Source organism: Actinosynnema sp. NPDC023658 (assembly GCF_040639995.1).
Classification (GTDB): domain Bacteria; phylum Actinomycetota; class Actinomycetes; order Mycobacteriales; family Pseudonocardiaceae; genus Actinosynnema.
Genome location: NZ_JBFAAX010000094.1, coordinates 1 through 17,366 on the forward strand (window position 1 = coordinate 1; position 17,366 = coordinate 17,366).

Here is a 17,366-nt window from a genome sequence, read left to right on the forward strand (position 1 = left end):
GGCGGTCGCGGCGCAGGTCAGCGCCTCGGTGGTGGAGTCGGACGGCGTCGAGGCGGCGTTGGCCGGGGTCGACGGCTGGCTCGGTGACGAGCTGCGGCGGGCGTGGACCCGGTACGGGACGCGGCTGGTCGGCGCGCTGCGGGAGGCCGCCGGGTCGTCGTCACCGACGTTGGCCGAGCTGGGCCGGCTGACCGTGCCGGTGGGGGTCGCGGCGTGCACCGACGACCCCGTTCACCCGATCGAGGTCGCCCGGGAGTGGGTCGGGGCGCTACCCCGTGCCTCTCTGCGGACGACGACGCTGGCGGCGTGGGGCGCGGACCGGGAGTCCCTGGGCCGCGCCGCGCTCGCCGCCCACCTCGACGCCGGGCTCATCCGCCCGGCGGCGCGGCGGGGCTAGCCCTGCTGCTGGGACTGGATGTGGCGGGCGATGGCCTCGGGCAGCTCGATCGGCAACGGCGTGCGCACCGGCATCGGCTGCTCGCCCCGCACCACGACCGTGCCGCGCATCACCGAGTACAGGGCCTCGGTCGCGTGCACGCTCTGCTCCTCGGTCGGCGCCGCCGCGATGCCGCGCAGCAGCCACCGCGGTCCATCCACACCGACCACACGAAGGTGTACTTCATTGTTGCGGGCGGTGATCTCCTCGCCCCACTCGCCGTTCTCGCGCAGGATCCGGAAGCCCTTGGACTTGAAGTCGCTGATCATGTCGCCGCTGACCTCGGGCCAGAGCCGGTCGGTCTTGGGCGCGGCGAACGCGCTGACGGTGAGCTGGCCGACGGTGGTCAGCAGGTTCACGGCGTGCACCGCGCCGTTCGGGTCCAGCTGCACCTGGAGCTGCGCGCCGTCGGGCACGAGCAGCCGGATCGATCCCAGGTCCAGCCGGTTCAGGCCGTCGTTCGGGGCCTGCGACTCGTCGAACGGGCCGTCCTCGGCCTCGTCGAGGCCGTCGAACTCGACCTCGGGTTGCGCCGTCCCCCGGTTCGCGGAGTGCCTACCGCGCTTGCGGCGCTTTCCGAACATCGCCTTCACCCCTCCGTCCGGGCGAGCACGTCGTGCCCGCCTGTAGAGCCGTAGCCGCCCGCGCCCCGCACGGAGCCGGGCAGCTCGTCGACTTCGCGGAACACCGCGTGTTCCACCTTCTGCACCACCAGCTGGGCGATCCGGTCACCGCGAGTCAGGACTACGGGCTCGCGCAGGTCGTGGTTGACCAGGCAGACCTTGATCTCGCCCCGGTAGCCCGCGTCGATCGTGCCCGGGGTGTTGACCACGCTCAGGCCGACCCGCGCGGCCAGACCGGACCGCGGGTGCACGAATCCCGCGTACCCCTCGGGCAGCGCGATCGCGATCCCAGTGCCTACCACCGCGCGTTCCCCCGGTTCGATCACCACGTCGGTGGTCGTCACCAGGTCGGCGCCGGCATCACCCGGTCGGGCGTAGGCGGGGAGCGGGACGGCGGGATCGAGCCGGGACAACAGGACCTCGACGCTGGGCACGGCGCGCGAGACTACCCTGGTGGCGTGAGCGAGACTGCTGTGACCGCCCCGATCGCCTTCCGCGAGCGGCTGTACGTGCCGTGGTGGGCCTGGCCGTTGCCGCTGGCCGCCGCCGTGCTGCTGGCCGCCGAGATCCACATGGGGTTCCCGGGCGTGCGGTCCTGGCTGCCGTACCTCGTCACGGTGCCGCTGGTGGTGCTGCTGCTGGTGCGGATGGGTTCGGTGAAGGTCGAGGTGTCCGGCGGCGAGCTGAGGGTCGGTGCGGCGCACGTGCCGCTGGACCTGCTCGGCGAGGTCGAGGTGTTCGACGCGAGGACCAAGAGCAAGGCGATGGGGCCGAACCTGGACCCGATGGCCTACGTCGCCCACCGCGGGTGGGTCGGGCCGATGGTGCGGGTCGAGCTGCGCGACGAGGCGGACCCGACGCCGTACTGGCTGTTCAGCGTGCGGTCGGCGGAGGAGCTGGCGGCCCTGCTGCGCGAGCGGTGAGGGCAGGCGGTCGGTCGGTGGAGCCTGCCGGGTGACGCGGGTCCCGGGCGATGTCTGCTCGACGGGGACCGCGTCAACGGGGACTGGGCGCCACCCCGGCGGTGGGGGTGAGCGCCCAGGTCTGGTCGTAGGGGCTTGCCTGCTGGCTGGTGGTGCGGTGTTGCCGGGTCGTGCCGGGTCGGTCGTCGGTGCTGGACTGCTCGGTGGTCGGCTGCCCGGTGGTGCTCACCCGATCGGTGGTGCTGATCCGGTCGGCGCTGCTGACCTGGTCGGTCGGTGCTGGGCTGATGGTCCCGGTCGTGCTCGCGGTGCTGGTCGTGCGGGTTCGTGCGTGGTCGTGCGTCAGGCGCAGTCGCGGCAGATGTACTGGCCGTTGACCTCTTCGGCCAGCCTGCTGCGGTGGTGCACCAGGAAGCACTTCGAGCACGTGAACTCGTCCGCCTGCTTCGGCAGGACCTTGAACGTCAGCTCCTCACCGGACAGGTCGGCGCCCGGCAGCTCGAAGTTCTCGGCGGTCGCGTCCTCGTCGATGTCGACGACCCCGGACTGCGTTTCATTGCGCCGCGCCTTCAGCTCCTCGAGGGAGTCCTCAGCGAGTTCGTCTGCCTCGCTGCGACGCGGTGCGTCGTAGTCGGTCGCCATACTTCTTTCACCCCTGCGGTCAACGGAGACTGTTCGTGTCGCTGGTTAACGCACCAGCGCCCCTGTTTGTGCCCTCCGTCCCCAGTGACGGAGGTCTCGCTCGTGCTGCCGGGCGCCAACCCCCTGTTCGTCGACGCTTTCAGGTGTCCGGCGGTGCGCGGAGCGCCGAGAGGGTAGCTCATCCTTCGGGGGGTCGCGCAGCGGGTTCCCCCTAATTGAGCAGACGGGTGACAGGCCCTTCCCACGCTGGCCAGATAGGCTGGGACGCGCATCACCCACCCGGTGCTCCCGCGCTCCGACGCCCGAGCAGGGCGTTGACCGTCCGCGACCGGGTGATTGCGGCCCGCTACAACCCCGCCCGAGGCGCGGGGCCGCGGGGCGCGGCATAGCCTGATCACTGTCAGCACTGGGCCAGGGGAGGTCGACGGACGTGGGACCCGGTATGGGGAGTGGCGGGTCGACGCGGTACCGCAAGCGTCGGCCGTGGCCGGCGCTGATCCTTTTCCTGGTGCTCGTGGTGACCGCGGTGGTGGTGTGGAACCGCGTGCTCGCGAGCGAGGGCGACGTGGACGCGGCGATCAAGTGCAACCCGCCCGGCGGCACGCCGTCGCCGTCGGCCGGCGCCCCGGTCGCGCCCGCCGCCGAGCCGGCGCCGCCCCTGGGCTCGGTGCTGGGGCACGACGCGCTGGACCGCACGGACCCGGTGCCGGTGGGCCAGGTGCAGTTCCGCGTGTTCAACGCGAGCACCCAGCGCAACCAGGCGCGGTTCGTCGCGACGACGTTGACCGAGCTGGGCATGAAGCAGGCGGCCGAGCCGGGCAACGACCCGGTGTACCCGGCGCAGGACATGGACTGCCGCGGGCAGATCCGGTTCGGGGCGCCCGGTGCGGGCGCGGCGCGGACGTTGAGCCTGGTCGAGCCGTGCCTGGAGCTGGTGCGCGACGAGCGGCAGGACGCGACGGTGGACGTGGCGATCGGCCAGAAGTTCAGCGACGTGAAGCCGAACAGCGACGCCCGCAAGGTCCTCGACCAGCTGGCGGAGTGGGCGGCGCAGCAGCCCGAGCAGCAGGGCGGGCAGGCGGCGGAGGGCGCGACGGCGCTGTCGCTGGACGCAGGGCACCTCAAGGGCGCGCGCGACGTCCACTGCTGACGCCCGGCGCGTCCTCGGCGCGCACCGCCGGGGCGAGGGCGCGGCGGTCCGGGTGGCGCGGGGTCAGACCTCGCCGAAGCCGCATTCCACCAGAGCGGTGAACAGGGCGTCCGCGATGCCCGGCGCGGCGGCGAACGTGGCGTCCGGGCCCAGCTCCGGCACCTCACCCGGAAGGTGGACGACCGCGCCCGCCTCGCGGGCCACCAGCGCGCCGGCCGCCCAGTCCCAGCGGCCCAGGTTGTGCTCGGCGTAGGCGTCCAACCGCCCCGCCGCCACGGCGCACAGGTCCAGCGACGCCGCACCGGCCCGCCGCATGTCCCGCACCCTGGTCGCCAGACCGGCCCACGCCTCCGCCTGCCGCTGCCGCCGCTCCGGCCGGTAGGAGAAGCCGTAACCCAGGAGGGACAAGTCCAATCGGGTGGACTTGGACACCGCGAGCCTGCGCCCGTCGAGCCACGCCCCGCCGCCGCGCGCCGCCGTCCACACGTTCCCTGTCACCGGTTCCACCACGGCGCCCGCCACGGACTCGCCGTCGACCTGCGCGGCGACCGACACGGCGTAGTGGGGAATGCCGTACAGGTAGTTCACGGTGCCGTCGATCGGGTCGACGACCCAGGTCAGGCCCTCGACCGAAGCGCTGCCGCCCTCCTCCTCCCCGATCACCGGCTCACCGGGCCTCAGCTCGGCCAGCCGCCGCCGCACCAGCTGCTCGGACGCGCGGTCGGCGGCGGTCACCACGTCGGTGGCGCTGCTCTTGGTGTCGACGTCGGTCACGGCGGCTTCGCGCATCGACAGGGCCAGCCGCCCGGCTTCTCGCGCCACGAGCACGGCGGCATCGACCAATGAGCGGGGATCGAAACGCAACTGTTCCTCCTGCGTCACTCTCACGGGACTATCGGAGACCTGCAGGCTAATGTCTGCGGCCACGGTTACTGAATCGAGTAGGAAGGGCCACGGGGATGGGCATGACCCGCGGGTTCGGCGTGGACATCGGCGGTTCCGGCATCAAGGGCGGGCTCGTGGACCTCGAAGCGGGGGCGCTGGACGGTGAGCGGCTGCGCATCACCACACCCCAGCCGTCGACGCCGGACGCGGTCGCCGACGTCGTCGCCGAGATCGTCGAGAAGTTCAACTGGGACGGTCCCGTCGGCGTCACCCTGCCGTGCGTCATGAAGCACGGTGTCGCGCACTCCGCGGCCAACGTGGACAAGGCGTGGATCGGCACGGACGCCGCCGCGCTGTTCGCCGAGCGGCTGGGTCGGCCGACCGAGCAGGTCGTCGTCCTCAACGACGCCGACGCCGCCGGCATCGCGGAGATGCGGTTCGGTTCCGGTGTCGACCGGGACGGCCTGGTGGTGCTGCTGACGTTCGGCACCGGCATCGGCAGCGCCCTGTTCCTGGACGGCAAGCTCGTCCCCAACACCGAGTTCGGCCACCTGGAGGTCGACGGGCACGACGCGGAGAAGCGCGCGGCGGCCTCGGTGAAGGAGGACAAGGGCCTGACCTGGGCCGAGTGGACGCCCCGCGTGTCGCGCTACATCTCGGTGCTGGAGAACCTGATCTGGCCGGACCTGGTCATCGCGGGCGGCGGGGTCAGCAAGAAGGCGGAGAAGTGGCTGCCGCTGCTGGAGGTGCGCACCGAGGTGGTCGCCGCGGCCCTGAAGAACGACGCGGGCATCGTGGGTGCCGCCGTGGCCGCCGCGCAAGGTCTGCGCCACTGAATTAGCAGGCCTTCGACCTGCGAGAACGCGTGCCGGACCACCCCGGAGGACGCCGGGGCGCAACGGCACGCGATTCTCGTCGTTACAATGGAACGGTGCCCCGCTGACGAACGATCCGGCGGGGGATCCCCCGTACTCAGGCGACCGAGGTTCGCGCCCTTCGGTCGACCTTGATCGACAGTCGCGAAAGGGCGTACGTGGCAGCCGCGAAGACGACTCAGGCAGCTCAGGCTGACGCCGAGGAGACGCCCAAGGCCACCTCGGCGAGGAAGGCCCCGGCGAAGAAGCCGGCGGCGAAGACCGCCGCGGCGGGGAAGACGGCCACGCGGGCGCCGCGCAAGACGGCCGCCAAGGCCGCCACTGCCGCGCCTGGCAAGGTGAAGAAGGACGGCGAGGAGCCCGAGGACCTCGAAGGTGCTCCAGACGCCGAAGACCTGGTCGACGACGTCGAACTGATCGACGAGCCGGTCGAGGAGGAGCCCGCCGAGGAAGAGGCCAAGCCGGGCGAGGGCGACTTCGTCTGGGACGAGGAGGAGTCGGAGGCCCTGCGGCAAGCCCGCAAGGACGCCGAGCTCACCGCGTCGGCCGACTCGGTCCGCGCCTACCTCAAGCAGATCGGCAAGGTCGCCCTGCTCAACGCGGAGGAGGAGGTCGAACTCGCCAAGCGCATCGAGGCCGGCCTCTACGCCGCCGAGCGGGTGCGCCGCGCCGAGGACGAGCAGGAGAAGCTGACCCCGCAGATGCGCCGCGACCTGCGGTGGATCGTGCGGGACGGCGAGCGGGCCAAGAACCACCTGTTGGAGGCGAACCTCCGCCTGGTGGTGTCACTGGCCAAGCGCTACACCGGTCGCGGCATGGCGTTCCTGGACCTGATCCAGGAGGGCAACCTCGGTCTGATCCGCGCGGTCGAGAAGTTCGACTACACCAAGGGCTACAAGTTCTCCACGTACGCGACGTGGTGGATCCGCCAGGCGATCACCCGCGCGATGGCCGACCAGGCCCGCACCATCCGCATCCCGGTGCACATGGTCGAGGTCATCAACAAGCTGGGTCGCATCCAGCGCGAACTGCTCCAGGACCTGGGCCGCGAGCCCACCCCGGAGGAGTTGGCGAAGGAGATGGACATCACCCCGGAGAAGGTGCTGGAGATCCAGCAGTACGCCCGGGAGCCCATCTCGCTGGACCAGACCATCGGTGACGAGGGCGACAGCCAGCTCGGTGACTTCATCGAGGACTCCGAGGCCGTGGTGGCGGTGGACGCGGTGTCGTTCACGCTGCTGCAGGACCAGCTCCAGTCCGTGCTGGCGACGTTGTCCGAGCGCGAGGCGGGTGTGGTGCGGCTGCGGTTCGGCCTCACCGACGGCCAGCCGCGCACGCTGGACGAGATCGGCCAGGTCTACGGCGTGACGCGCGAGCGGATCCGGCAGATCGAGTCGAAGACGATGTCGAAGCTCCGCCACCCGTCGCGGTCGCAGGTGCTGCGCGACTACCTGGACTGACACCAGGCGAAGATCACTCAGGGCCAGGGCCCCTCGACCGTTCGGTCGAGGGGCCCTGGTCTTTCACCCGTTTACCACCCGTTCGGCCGATGCCGCCCTTCACTCTCAGTGCTGTCCTGGAGGTGGCGCGGCCGCCGGGGGGCGGCAGGGGACGCGCCGACGCAGGGGGAAACCATGAGTGAACGTCGCACTGAAGCACGCCTGTCGCGCCTCGCCTCGGCGGACGCGCTGGACCGGCAGCCGTGGCCGGAGCACGTCAACAACGGCGAGGAGGGCGACTACCCGTACGTCGCCAACTACGGCAAGGGGCTGCCGCACGACGAGGTGGGCGAGGTCCGCCCCGACGCGTACAACACGATGCTGAGGGCGCTGGCCACCGGGCGGCCCGAGGACTTCGAGCGCATCCCGCTGGGGCGCGGCACCAAGTTCATCAACCCGCAGGCCGGGTTGGCGTTCGACCTGGAGGGCCCGGACCCGCAGTCGTTGGCGGTGCCGCCCGCGCCGCGCATCGACAGCGCCCGCAACTCGGCCGAGGCGGTGGAGCTGTACTGGATGGCGCTGGCCAGGGACGTGCCGTTCACCGAGTACGACACCCACCCGTTGATCGCGCAGGCGGCGGACGAGCTGTCGAGGTTGAGCGACTACCGGGCGCCGAAGGTCGACGGGCGCGTCACGCCCGACACGATCTTCCGCGGCGGCACGCGCGGTGACCTGCGCGGGCCGTTCCTGTCGCAGTTCCTGCTGCGGGACGTCCAGTACGGCACCCTGCGCATCCCGCAGCTGCACGACACCGTGCGGCGGGACCGCGACTACCTGACCGACTTCGAGGCGTGGCGCGCGGTGCAGGAGGGCGCCCAGGTGCGGGGCATCAAGCGGGACCACGTGAACCGCCGGTACCTGCGCACGCCGCGCGACCTGGCGAACTACGTGCACTTCGACGCGCTGTACGAGGGGTACCTGAACGCGGCGCTGATCCTGCTCGACCTGGGCGCCCCGTTCGACGCGGGCAACCCGTACCGGCACTCGGTCAACCAGGTCGGGTTCGGCACCTACGGCCCGCCGCACCTGCTGTCGCTGGTGACGGAGGTGGCCACGAGGGCGTTGAAGGCGGCGTGGTTCCAGAAGTGGTACGTGCACCGCAGGCTGCGCCCGGAGGCGTTCGGCGGTCGGGTCCACGCGCACCTGTCGGGCCTGCGGGACTACGACATGATCGACCGCGAGGTGCTGGACTCGGAGGCGGTCAAGCTCACCCACGAGAAGCACGGGTCGTACCTGCTGCCGCAGGCGTTCCCGGAGGGCTCCCCGACGCACCCGTCGTACGGCTCGGGCCACGCGACGGTCGCCGGGGCGTGCGTCACGGTGCTGAAGGCGTGGTTCGACGAGTCGTGGGTGCTGCCCGACCCGGTGGTGCCCGCCGCGGACGGCGTCCGGCTCGTGCCCTACACCGGTGGCGGCCTGCTCACCGTGGGTGGCGAGCTGGACAAGGTGGCGGCGAACATCCCGACCGGCCGGAACATGGCCGGCGTGCACTGGCGGTCGGACTTCACCGAGGCCGTGCTGCTCGGTGAGGCGGTCGGCATCGGGGTGCTGCGCGACCACGTGCGGGTCAACCACGAGGACGCGTCGTTCGGCCTGACGCGCTTCGACGGGCGTCGCGTCACCATCTGACGGCGACTCGGGCGGTCCGCGAACCGGGCGGATCACGTCCGGATCGTGGAACCGGGTGCCGTGTTCGCTCTGGGCTGACCAAAGTGTTACCGATCACATCGCGGTCCCGGCGGGGCCAACCTTCTGGAGCAGTCGGGGTGCGTCGAACGACGTATTCGCAGGTCGGAAAACCGTTGCCACGACAGCGGAACGTGAGCGGGGCCGGTTCGGACCTTCGGAAGTGGCAGGTTCGGACCACCCGTGCGCCGGGTAGATGACGAGTGACGCGGGTCGCCACGGCCCAGGGAACACTGACTTACGCCCGTGCGTCTGCAAGAGTGGAAGCAGCGAACACGGCGCACCCGCCAGATGCGAGGTGGTCGCAGCTAGGTGTGAGGGCACCGATCCCCGGTGCCGGGACGGAGGGAGATTTCCATGACTACCACGCTCACCCGCCCCGCGTTGACCGCTGCCGACCGCTGCGACCGCTGCGGGGCTGCTGCCCAGGTTCGCGCCGTGCTCCCCTCCGGGGGCGAGTTGCTGTTCTGCGGGCACCACGCCCGTGAGCACAGCACCAAGCTGCGCGAACTCGCTGCCGAGCTGCAGCAGGGCTGAACACCACGAGTCCCGGCGGGGACTCGTAGCACCCAAGCCGTCCGGGGCGGGGATCCGCGAGGATCCCCGCCCCCCTGCATTTTCCGGGGCGCGCACGGTCCGTTCCGATGGCGATGCGCGGCGTGACGGAACGGGGCGCAGCGCGGGCACCGGGCCGCGGAGCTGTCAGATGTCCCCGAGGACGGGCTCGAAGGCCAGTTCGGCGGCGCCGACGAGCTTGGCGTCACGGCCGAGGGGCGACGAGACGATCCTGGTGCCGCCGACCGCGCGGGAGACCAGCGAGCGCTTCTGCACGGTGCGGCGCAGTTGGTCCACCAACGACTCCGGCAGCGCGGTGAACAGGTCACCGAGCACCACGAGCTCCGGACCGAGCATGTTGGTCACCGTGATCAGGCCCATGGCCAGCCACTCGGTGAACTCCCCCAGCCGGTGCGCGACGCTGTCCGGCGACCCGGCCAACGACCGCAGCTCGGCCACCACGGCGCCGCGGGGCGCGTCCTCGGGCAGGGCCAGGGCGCGGCACAGCGCGGCCTCCCCCACCTCGGTCTCCCAGCAGCCCTGGCAGCCGCAGTAGCAGCGGCGGCCACCGGGGCGCACGACCATGTGCCCCAGCTCGCCCACGTAGCCACCGGTGCCGCGCAGGGGCTGGCCGCTGGAGATGACGCCGCCGCCGATGCCGACGTCGGCGGAGATGTAGACCACGTCGGACGACCCGCGGGCCGCGCCGCGCACGTGCTCGGCCAGGGCGCCGAGCTCGGCGTCGTTGCCGACCTGGACCGGGACCTTGAGCACCGACGAGAGCCGTTGCCCGAGCGCGACGTCGGTCCAGTGCAGGTTGGGCGCCTCGTGCACGAGCCCGTCGGCGCGGCGCACCACGCCGGGGACGGAGACGCCGACACCGACCGCCTGCACGTCCAGCTCGTCGGCCAGCAGCTTGGCGGAGTCCGCGACGTGCGTGATCACCTCGCCCGGGTCGCGGGACCGGTGGTGCAGGTTCCACGAGTCCCGGCCGAGGATGTCGCCGCCCAGGCCCACCATGGCCATCGCCACCTGCTCGACGCGGATGTCGATGGCCATGACCACCGCGGCGTGCGGCTGCGGCAGCACGAGCAGGGACGGGCGGCCGGCGCCGGAGCGCTGCGCCGGCACCCGTTCGGCCACCACCCCGGACTCGGCCAGGCCGTCCACCAGGGCCTTGATCGTGCTGCGGTTGAGACCGAGCTCGGCCGCCAGCGAAGCCCTGGTGGAGGGCCCGTCCACGTGCAACCGGCGCAGCAGCGCCGTCCTGTTGTGCCTGCGTACCTCGTCGGGTCGGGCTCCCGAGGTCGGTGGGCTCACGTCAGCGGGCGGCGGTGGCCGCCCGGCGGCGGGACAGCGCGTCGACGCTCGCGGCCAGCAGCAGCACGAGGCCGGTCACGATGTACACCACGGCGGCGGGTTGGTTCAGCAGGCCCATGCCGTTCTGGATGGTGGCCAGCACCGCGCCACCGATCACCGCGTCGCGCAGCTTGCCCTTGCCGCCGAACAGCGAGGTGCCGCCGATCACGGCCGCGCCGACCGCCATCAGCAGCGTGTTGCCGCCACCGGCGTTCGGGTCGACCGAGCCGACCTTCGACGAGTAGACGATCGCGCCGACGGCCGCCAGCGAGGAGGCGATGACGAACACGCTCATCCGGATCTGCGCCACGTTGATGCCGGCGCGGCGGGCGGCTTCCTTGTTGCCGCCGACGGCGTAGACGTGGCGGCCGTAGCGGGTCCGTTCGAGCACGAACGTGCCGATGACCAGCAGCACGAGCACGATCGGCACCACGAACGGCACGCCGGTGATCACCACGAGGCTGCTCTGGGACCGGTTGAGCGTCAACGCGTAGGTGGCCACCGCGGCCAGCACCACGACGATGCCGACCTTGACCAGCATGATCGGGGTCGGTGAGGCGACCAGACCGCGGCGCAGCCTGCTGAAGTGCCGGCCGAGCACCACGGCGGCGTAACCGCCGGCGGCGATGACGAAGAGCACCCAGGAGCCCGCGGTGCTCAGGTTGCCGTTGGCCACGCTGAAGATCACGTCGTCGCGCAGGCCGAGCGTGCCACCCTCACCGATGAACTGGAGGATGACGCCGCCCCAGGCCAGGAACAGCGCCAGGGTCACGACGAACGACGGGATGCCGACGCGGGCGACCAGGAAGCCGGTGATGCAGCCGATCGCGGTGCCGACGCACACGGCCAGCAGCATCTCGACCCACGGGTTCGCGGGCACGCCGATCAGCGCGATGGCCAGCGCGATCACGGACATGGCGACGCCCGCCCAGATGCGCATGAGCCCGGCGAGCACGGCGGCCAGCGCGAGCAGGCCGCAGAAGAGGTAGAAGACGGTGTCGCCCATGCCGCCGAGCAGGTTGCCGCCCTTGATCAGGTGCAGCGCCATGACCGCGGCGGTGACGCCGGACGCGGTGCCGGCGGACAGGTCGATCTCGCCCAGGAGCAGGACGAACACCAGGCCCATGGCGATGATGACGACGCTCGCGCCCTGCGCGAGCAGGTTGGCGATGTTGCCCAGCGTCATGAACGTGTCGGCCAGCGAGCTGAACACGATCAGCAGCACGACCAGGCCGAGCAGCGCGGGCAGGGAGCCCAGCTCGCCACCGCGGAGGCGGGCGACGTAGTCGTGGACCGCCTCGCCGGTGGACTGGGAGGTGGTGTCGATGCCGAAGTCGGAGATCGCGCCCTGCGGTGAGTCCTGCGGCGCCGTCTCGCTGGTGGTGTTGGTCATGCTGGGTTCCTCGTCGTGGGGAGCTCGGGACGGCATCAGATGGTCGCGTTCTCGGGCCGGGCGATGCCCAGGTCGCCCGACCGGCCGGCGGTGATCAGCTCGACCACCTGTCCGTGGGTGACGTCCTTGGTGTTGACCTCGGCCGCCATCCGACCCAGGTACAGGCACGCGATGCGGTCCGCGACCTCGAACACGTCGTTCATGTTGTGGCTGATCAGCACGACGCCCAAGCCCTGCTCCGCGAGCCTGCGCACCAGGTCGAGGACCTGGCGGGTCTGCGCGACGCCCAGCGCCGCGGTCGGCTCGTCCAGCAGCACGACCTTGCTGTTCCACAGCACGGCCTTGGCGATCGCCACGGTCTGCCGCTGGCCGCCGGACAGCGACGCGACCTGCGTGCGCACGGACTTGACCGTGCGGACCGACAGCGAGGTCAGCGTCTTGCGGGCGGCCTGCTCCATGTCCGCCTCGTCGAGCATGCCCAGCTTGCCGCGCTCGCGGCCCAGGAACATGTTCTGCACGATGTCGAGGTTGTCGCACAGCGCGAGGTCCTGGTAGACGACCTCGATGCCCAGGTCCGCCGCGTCGCGCGGGCCGTGGATGTGGACTTCCTCACCGCCGAACAGGACCTGACCCGAGTCGGTCGGGTGGATGCCCGCGATGCACTTGACCAACGTCGACTTGCCGGCGCCGTTGTCGCCGACGAGGGCGGTGACCTGCCCCGGGTGGACATCGAAGTCGATGTCGTGCAGGACGTGCACGGGACCGAAGCTCTTGTTGATGCCGCGCAGCTCGAGGATCGGCTCGCTCACTGGAATTCCTCCGTCTAACCCGTCTGAGGGGTCTAACCCGTTCCCAGGTGTCACCCACCCGCACAGGGGTGGACGCGCCGGGGGGGGGTGGGTGTGACACACCCCGCCTCGGCGCGAACCCGGACTACTTGATGCCGAGCTCGGTGCAGACGGCGGCCAGGTCGGCCACGCAGACCTCCGACGCCTTGACGAAGCCGGCGTCGACGACGACCTTCACCTTGTCCTTGGTGATCAGCTGCGGCGTGAGCAGCACCGACTTGACCTCACGCTTGCCCGTGGGGTCGTTGACGGACGCGGTCGCGATCTTGTCCGCGGCGGCGGTGTCGTTCTTGGCCAGCGCGGCGGCCAGCTTGGCGGTCGCCCCGGCCTCCTCGTTGATCGGCTTGAACACGGTCATGAACTGGTCGCCGCGCAGCACGGCCTGCAGGCCGTCCGGGGTGGCGTCCTGGCCCGTGACCGGGACCTTGCCGTTCAGGCCGTACTTCTTCAGCACGGTGATGACCGCACCCGCGAGGCCGTCGTTGGCGGCGACGACGCCGTCGACCTTCTGGCCGTTGCCGGTGAGGATCTGCTCGAACGTGGTGCCGCCGACCTGGTTGTCCCACTTGTCGATCGGCTTCGACTGCACCAGCTTGAAGTCGCCGGCCTCGTACTTCGCCTTCAGCACCTTCTGCTGGCCGTTGTAGAACAGCGTGGCGTTGTTGTCGGTCGGGGCGCCCTCGATCTCGATGACCTCGGCGGGCTTCTTGCCCGGCGCCAGCGCGGCCAGGCCCTCGACCAGGCCCTGACCCTGCAGCTCACCGACCTTCTCGTTGTCGAACGAGACGTAGTACTTCGAGCTGCCGCCCAGGTTCAGCCGGTCGTAGTCGATGACCGGGATGCCCTGCGCCTCGGCCTTCTTGGCGACCGTCGCGCCGACCTCGCTGTTGGGCGTGGCGATGATCAGCACCTTGACGCCGGCGTTGATCATGCCGTCGGCGAGCGTGGAGAACTTCTGCACGTCGCCCTGGGCGTTCTGGATGTCGGCCTGGAGGCCCTCGGCTTCGAGCGCCTTCTTCAGGAGCGGCTTGTCGAAGCCCTCCCAGCGCGCGGAGCTGGCGGTCTCGGGGAGGATGACGCCGACCTTCGCGCCGCCCGAGCCGCTGTTCGTGTTGGTGTCCGACGAGGTGGTGCTACCACCCGGGGACGAGTTTGCGCCACATGCCGTCATGGCAACGGCGAGGCCGGTGCCAAGGGCGATGAGAGCGAGGCTCTTGCTGCGCATTCGCCATCCTTTCACGCAGGAGCGTAAATGTTGTGGCGCACAACGTATGCCGTGACATGCGGTGACCGGAAGCACACTTGACCGGTCAAGTAGGCACGATGCGCTAACGACCAGGTAACCGAACGGTCATCTGACTACGTCTAATGCAGTAGCTCGTCACCTGAGGTCACAACGAACGCACAGCGGTCGTCACCAGGAACGCAGCGTGGCGATGCGTTCTTCGAGCTGGTCGATGCTCGCCATCGCGGTCGGCGGGCCCCCGCAGTACTCGCGCAACTGGTTGTGGATCTTGCCGTGGGGCTTCTTCGTGCGGTGGTGGTACATGGCCACCAGCGTGTTGAGCTCCTTGCGGAGCTGCGCCAGCCGTTCCTGCACGCTCGCCGGGCGCGTCTGGGCCGGCACCGGGGCGGCCGGGGCCGCGACCTGCCGCTTGCTGGCCTCGACCAGCTGCTTCTCCTGCCGCTGCCGCAGCAGCGCGCGCACCTGGTCGGGCTCCAGCAGGCCGGGCAGCCCGAGGTACTCCTGCTCCTCGTCGCTGCCCGCGAACGCGGCCGTGCCGAACGACGAGCCGTCGTAGATCACCTGGTCGAGCTCGGCGGACGCGCCCAGCGCGGTGAACGCCCGCTCCTCCTCGCCCGGCTCGTCCTTGGTCTGGTTGGCCTGGGACAGCAGCTCGTCGTCCCAGCCGTCCTTCTCCCGGTGCGGCTTGCCCAGCACGTGGTCGCGCTGCTGCTCCAGCTCGCTGGCCAGGCCGAGGAGCACCGGCACGCTGGGCAGGAACACGCTCGCCGTCTCGCCCTTGGCGCGCTGCCGCACGAACCGGCCGACCGCCTGGGCGAAGAACAGGGGGGTCGAGGCGCTGGTGGCGTACACGCCGACGGCCAGCCGCGGCACGTCCACGCCCTCCGACACCATGCGCACCGCGATCAGCCAGCGGTCCTGCGAGGCGGCGAACTCCGCGATCCGGCCGGACGCCTTCGGGTCGTCGGACAGCACGAGCGTCGCGTCGTGGCCCGTGTTGCGCTTCAGGATCTCGGCGTAGGCCTTGGCGACGGTCTGGTCGGTGGCGATCACCAGGCCGCCCGCGTCCGGCATGCCACCGTTGCGCAGCTGCGTGAGGCGCATGTCGGCGGCCTTGAGCACCGACGGCATCCACTCCCCCGTCGGGTCCAGCGCCACCCGCCAGGCCCGCGCCGTCTGCTCCTGGGTCAGCGGCTCACCGAGCCGGGCGGAGAACTCCTCGCCCGCGCTGGTGCGCCACTGCGCCTCGCCCGAGTAGGCCAGGAAGATCACCGGCCGGACGACGCCGTCGCGCAGCGCGTCGGAGTAGCCGTAGGAGTGGTCGGCGCGGCTGCGCTGCACGCCGTCAGGGCCCGGCTCGTAGCTGACGAACGGGATCGGTGAGTCGTCCGACCGGAACGGCGTTCCCGTCAGGCACAGGCGCCGCACGGCGGGCGTGAACGCCTCCCTGATCGCGTCGCCCCACGACTTCGCGTCGCCGCCGTGGTGGATCTCGTCGAGCAGGACCAGCGTCTTGCGGTTCTCCGTGCGCACCCGGTGCAGCATCGGGTGCGCCGCGACCTGGGCGTAGGTGAGGGCGACGCCGTGGTAGTCGCGGGAGGTCACCGCGTTGGTGTTGCGGAAGTTCGAGTCGATGGCGATGCCGGCCTCGGCCGCGGCCTGCGCCCACTGGTGCTTGAGGTGCTCGGTGGGCGTGACGATCGTGACGGCCTCGATGGTCCGGTCGGCCAGCAGCTCGGCCGCGACGCGCAGCCCGAACGTCGTCTTGCCCGCGCCGGGCGTCGCGACGGCGAGGAAGTCCTTCGGCTTCGCGGCCAGGTACTTGGTGAGCGCCCGACGCTGCCAGGCGCGGAGGGGACGGGTCGTGGCGACTTGCGGTTGCGACAACCTCGAACCCCTTCTGCGCTGATCAGCGGGCGTGCCGCGCCGTCGGTGCGGCGGTGTTGCGGCGGTGGACACGCAAATGCCCTCGGTGCGGGTGACCGTCGAGGGCATCGACAGCCTACCCGCTGCGCCGACGCCGCACGGTCTCCGATGGCGCGAAATCACCCGCCATGCACCATGCTTGATGTTGCGATGGGTTCGCCTAAGGACGACACAGCACGCAGCGCGGGCCGAAAGGGCCCCCTGCGGCTGTTGGCGCGCACGCTGTCCAAGGCCTGGGAGGGCAGCATCTTCTCCGAGGCGGCGGAGGCGGCGTTCTGGCAGGTGCTGTCGTTCCCGCCGCTGCTGCTGGGGTTGCTGGGCAGCCTCGGGTACCTCGGTGACTGGTTCGGCCCGGAGGTCGTGAGCGCGGTCAAGGACCGGATCATCTCGACCTGCCGGACGATCTTCAGCCCGGACGTGGTCAACGGCGTGATCGTGCCCACCGTCGACCAGATCCTGACCACCGGCAAGGGCGAGATCGTCTCGGTCGGGTTCCTGATCTCGCTGTGGGCCGGCTCGTCCGCGATGTCGTCGTTCGTGGACGCGATCACCGCGGCGCACGACCAGTACGGGGTGCGCAACGAGGTGTGGCAGCGGATCTTCGCGCTGCTGCTGTACATGGCCAGCCTGGTGCTGCTGATCATCGGCCTGCCGGTGCTGGCGCTGGGCCCCGACCTGCTGCCGCAGCTGTTCCCGATGCCGTGGCGGGAGACGATCGAGTCGTGGCTGAGCGCGTTCTACTACCCGGGCATCGGCGTGCTGCTGGTGGTGGCGCTGACGACGCTGTACAAGGTGGCGCTGCCGAACAAGCTGCCGTGGCACCGGCTCGTGCCGGGCGCGGTGCTGGCGATGGCGGTGTTCCTGCTGTCGTCCATCGGGCTGCGGCTGTACATCAAGTGGATCACGACCACCGGCTACACCTACGGCGCGCTGGCGACGCCGATCGCGTTCCTGCTGTTCGCGTACCTGATCGGGATGGCGATCACGCTCGGCGCGTACTCCAACAGCGCGATGCAGGAGATGTGGCCGGCGAGGATGACGCGGCGGCAGCGGCGGCGGTGGCAGCGGCTGGAGATCGAGCGGGCGGCCGAGCGCATCCGGTCCGACGAGGGCAAGCAGACCTGGGAGGGCCCGTCGAGCCCGTCGACCGGCCACACCGCGCCGTCGCCCGCGGACGTGAACCACACCGTGCCGCTGCCGGTGGAACGGGCCGGGCGCGCTGAGCGGCCGAGGCGCGCTGAACAAGCGGGCGGGCCGTCGGTGGAACGGGTCGACGAGCGGACCGCCGGGAGGACCGGCGAACGAGCGGGCGAGGGTGAG

17 protein-coding genes and 1 pseudogene are annotated in these 17,366 nt (G+C 71.1%); 8 read left to right on the forward strand and 10 right to left on the reverse strand.

Translation table 11 applies throughout. The features are described 5' to 3' along the window. A pseudogene (locus AB0G02_RS13785) lies at positions 1-397 on the forward strand (alpha/beta hydrolase); the annotation flags it as partial. Here AB0G02_RS13785 and AB0G02_RS13790 read toward each other — a convergent pair. Both AB0G02_RS13790 and dut read right to left on the reverse strand, forming a co-directional pair. Then, the gene (locus AB0G02_RS13790; protein ID WP_360793519.1) at positions 394-1,020 is read right to left on the reverse strand and encodes a DUF3710 domain-containing protein; all 627 of its coding nucleotides are present in this window, start codon (positions 1,018-1,020) and stop codon (positions 394-396) included. The pseudogene AB0G02_RS13785 and the gene AB0G02_RS13790 sit on opposite strands and share 4 nt — an antisense overlap. A 5-nt stretch (positions 1,021-1,025) precedes the next feature. Next, the gene (dut, locus tag AB0G02_RS13795; protein ID WP_360793521.1) at positions 1,026-1,493 is read right to left on the reverse strand and encodes a dUTP diphosphatase; all 468 of its coding nucleotides are present in this window, start codon (positions 1,491-1,493) and stop codon (positions 1,026-1,028) included. Positions 1,494-1,517: 24 nt separating this feature from the next. On the opposite strand from dut, the gene AB0G02_RS13800 reads away from it, so the two are divergent. Next, positions 1,518-1,982 carry a DUF3093 domain-containing protein gene (locus tag AB0G02_RS13800; protein ID WP_360793523.1) on the forward strand — a complete coding sequence of 155 codons (465 nt, stop codon included), beginning with the start codon at positions 1,518-1,520 and terminating at the stop codon, positions 1,980-1,982. Between the two features lie 73 nt (positions 1,983-2,055). On the opposite strand, the gene AB0G02_RS13805 is transcribed toward AB0G02_RS13800, so the two are convergent. Further along, a complete protein-coding gene (locus tag AB0G02_RS13805) occupies positions 2,056-2,211 on the reverse strand; it encodes a hypothetical protein (protein ID WP_360793525.1) in 156 nt (51 codons plus the stop codon). 113 nt (positions 2,212-2,324) lie between these two features. Then, complete coding sequence (locus tag AB0G02_RS13810; protein ID WP_053717171.1) at positions 2,325-2,624, reverse strand: DUF4193 domain-containing protein; 300 nt, start codon at positions 2,622-2,624, stop codon at positions 2,325-2,327. A 442-nt stretch (positions 2,625-3,066) separates the two neighbouring features. Between AB0G02_RS13810 and cei the strand changes: the two genes are divergently transcribed. Then, a complete protein-coding gene (gene cei, locus AB0G02_RS13815) occupies positions 3,067-3,774 on the forward strand; it encodes an envelope integrity protein Cei (RefSeq protein WP_360793547.1) in 708 nt (235 codons plus the stop codon). A 63-nt stretch (positions 3,775-3,837) separates the two neighbouring features. Here cei and AB0G02_RS13820 read toward each other — a convergent pair whose 3' ends face one another. Next, complete coding sequence (locus AB0G02_RS13820) at positions 3,838-4,638, reverse strand: inositol monophosphatase family protein (protein ID WP_360793527.1); 801 nt, start codon at positions 4,636-4,638, stop codon at positions 3,838-3,840. A gap of 95 nt (positions 4,639-4,733) precedes the next feature. On the opposite strand from AB0G02_RS13820, the gene ppgK reads away from it, so the two are divergent. From ppgK to AB0G02_RS13840, 4 genes are all read left to right on the forward strand, one after another. Then, positions 4,734-5,495, forward strand: coding sequence for a polyphosphate--glucose phosphotransferase (ppgK, locus tag AB0G02_RS13825; RefSeq protein WP_360793529.1), 762 nt, complete (start codon positions 4,734-4,736; stop codon positions 5,493-5,495). A 197-nt stretch (positions 5,496-5,692) separates the two neighbouring features. Then, a complete protein-coding gene (locus tag AB0G02_RS13830) occupies positions 5,693-6,994 on the forward strand; it encodes an RNA polymerase sigma factor (protein WP_360793531.1) in 1,302 nt (433 codons plus the stop codon). 174 nt (positions 6,995-7,168) lie between these two features. Continuing rightward, positions 7,169-8,662, forward strand: coding sequence for a vanadium-dependent haloperoxidase (locus AB0G02_RS13835; protein ID WP_360793533.1), 1,494 nt, complete (start codon positions 7,169-7,171; stop codon positions 8,660-8,662). A 414-nt stretch (positions 8,663-9,076) separates the two neighbouring features. Then, on the forward strand, positions 9,077-9,256 hold the full coding sequence (locus tag AB0G02_RS13840; RefSeq protein ID WP_015800348.1) for a hypothetical protein: 180 nt from the start codon (positions 9,077-9,079) through the stop codon (positions 9,254-9,256). Positions 9,257-9,421: 165 nt separating this feature from the next. Here AB0G02_RS13840 and AB0G02_RS13845 read toward each other — a convergent pair whose 3' ends face one another. The 5 genes from AB0G02_RS13845 to AB0G02_RS13865 form a co-directional block, all read right to left on the reverse strand. Next, complete coding sequence (locus AB0G02_RS13845) at positions 9,422-10,594, reverse strand: ROK family protein (RefSeq protein WP_360793535.1); 1,173 nt, start codon at positions 10,592-10,594, stop codon at positions 9,422-9,424. A gap of 1 nt (position 10,595) precedes the next feature. Next, positions 10,596-12,026: an ABC transporter permease gene (locus AB0G02_RS13850; protein ID WP_360793537.1), complete on the reverse strand. Its 1,431-nt coding sequence runs from the start codon at positions 12,024-12,026 to the stop codon at positions 10,596-10,598. Positions 12,027-12,061: 35 nt separating this feature from the next. After that, on the reverse strand, positions 12,062-12,835 hold the full coding sequence (locus tag AB0G02_RS13855) for an ATP-binding cassette domain-containing protein (RefSeq protein ID WP_360793539.1): 774 nt from the start codon (positions 12,833-12,835) through the stop codon (positions 12,062-12,064). 124 nt (positions 12,836-12,959) lie between these two features. Then, positions 12,960-14,099 (reverse strand): substrate-binding domain-containing protein, encoded by a 1,140-nt coding sequence (locus AB0G02_RS13860; RefSeq protein ID WP_360793541.1) that lies wholly within the window; start codon positions 14,097-14,099, stop codon positions 12,960-12,962. Positions 14,100-14,288: 189 nt separating this feature from the next. Continuing rightward, a complete protein-coding gene (locus AB0G02_RS13865; protein ID WP_360793543.1) occupies positions 14,289-16,007 on the reverse strand; it encodes a DEAD/DEAH box helicase in 1,719 nt (572 codons plus the stop codon). 189 nt (positions 16,008-16,196) lie between these two features. On the opposite strand from AB0G02_RS13865, the gene AB0G02_RS13870 reads away from it, so the two are divergent. Beyond that, positions 16,197-17,366: YihY/virulence factor BrkB family protein (locus AB0G02_RS13870; RefSeq protein WP_360793545.1), on the forward strand; the 1,170-nt coding region annotated here is incomplete at its 3' end.

Excerpts from the sequence above, each read along its gene's own strand:
- AB0G02_RS13810 (WP_053717171.1), bottom strand. The coding sequence starts at position 2,624 with ATGGCGACCGACTACGACGCACCGCGTCGCAGCGAGGCAGACGAACTC.
- AB0G02_RS13835 (WP_360793533.1), top strand. The coding sequence starts at position 7,169 with ATGAGTGAACGTCGCACTGAAGCACGCCTGTCGCGCCTCGCCTCGGCG.
- cei (WP_360793547.1), top strand. The coding sequence starts at position 3,067 with ATGGGGAGTGGCGGGTCGACGCGGTACCGCAAGCGTCGGCCGTGGCCG.
- ppgK (WP_360793529.1), top strand. The coding sequence starts at position 4,734 with ATGGGCATGACCCGCGGGTTCGGCGTGGACATCGGCGGTTCCGGCATC.
- AB0G02_RS13860 (WP_360793541.1), bottom strand. The coding sequence starts at position 14,099 with ATGCGCAGCAAGAGCCTCGCTCTCATCGCCCTTGGCACCGGCCTCGCC.
- AB0G02_RS13790 (WP_360793519.1), bottom strand. The coding sequence starts at position 1,020 with ATGTTCGGAAAGCGCCGCAAGCGCGGTAGGCACTCCGCGAACCGGGGG.
- AB0G02_RS13840 (WP_015800348.1), top strand. The coding sequence starts at position 9,077 with ATGACTACCACGCTCACCCGCCCCGCGTTGACCGCTGCCGACCGCTGC.
- AB0G02_RS13850 (WP_360793537.1), bottom strand. The coding sequence starts at position 12,026 with ATGACCAACACCACCAGCGAGACGGCGCCGCAGGACTCACCGCAGGGC.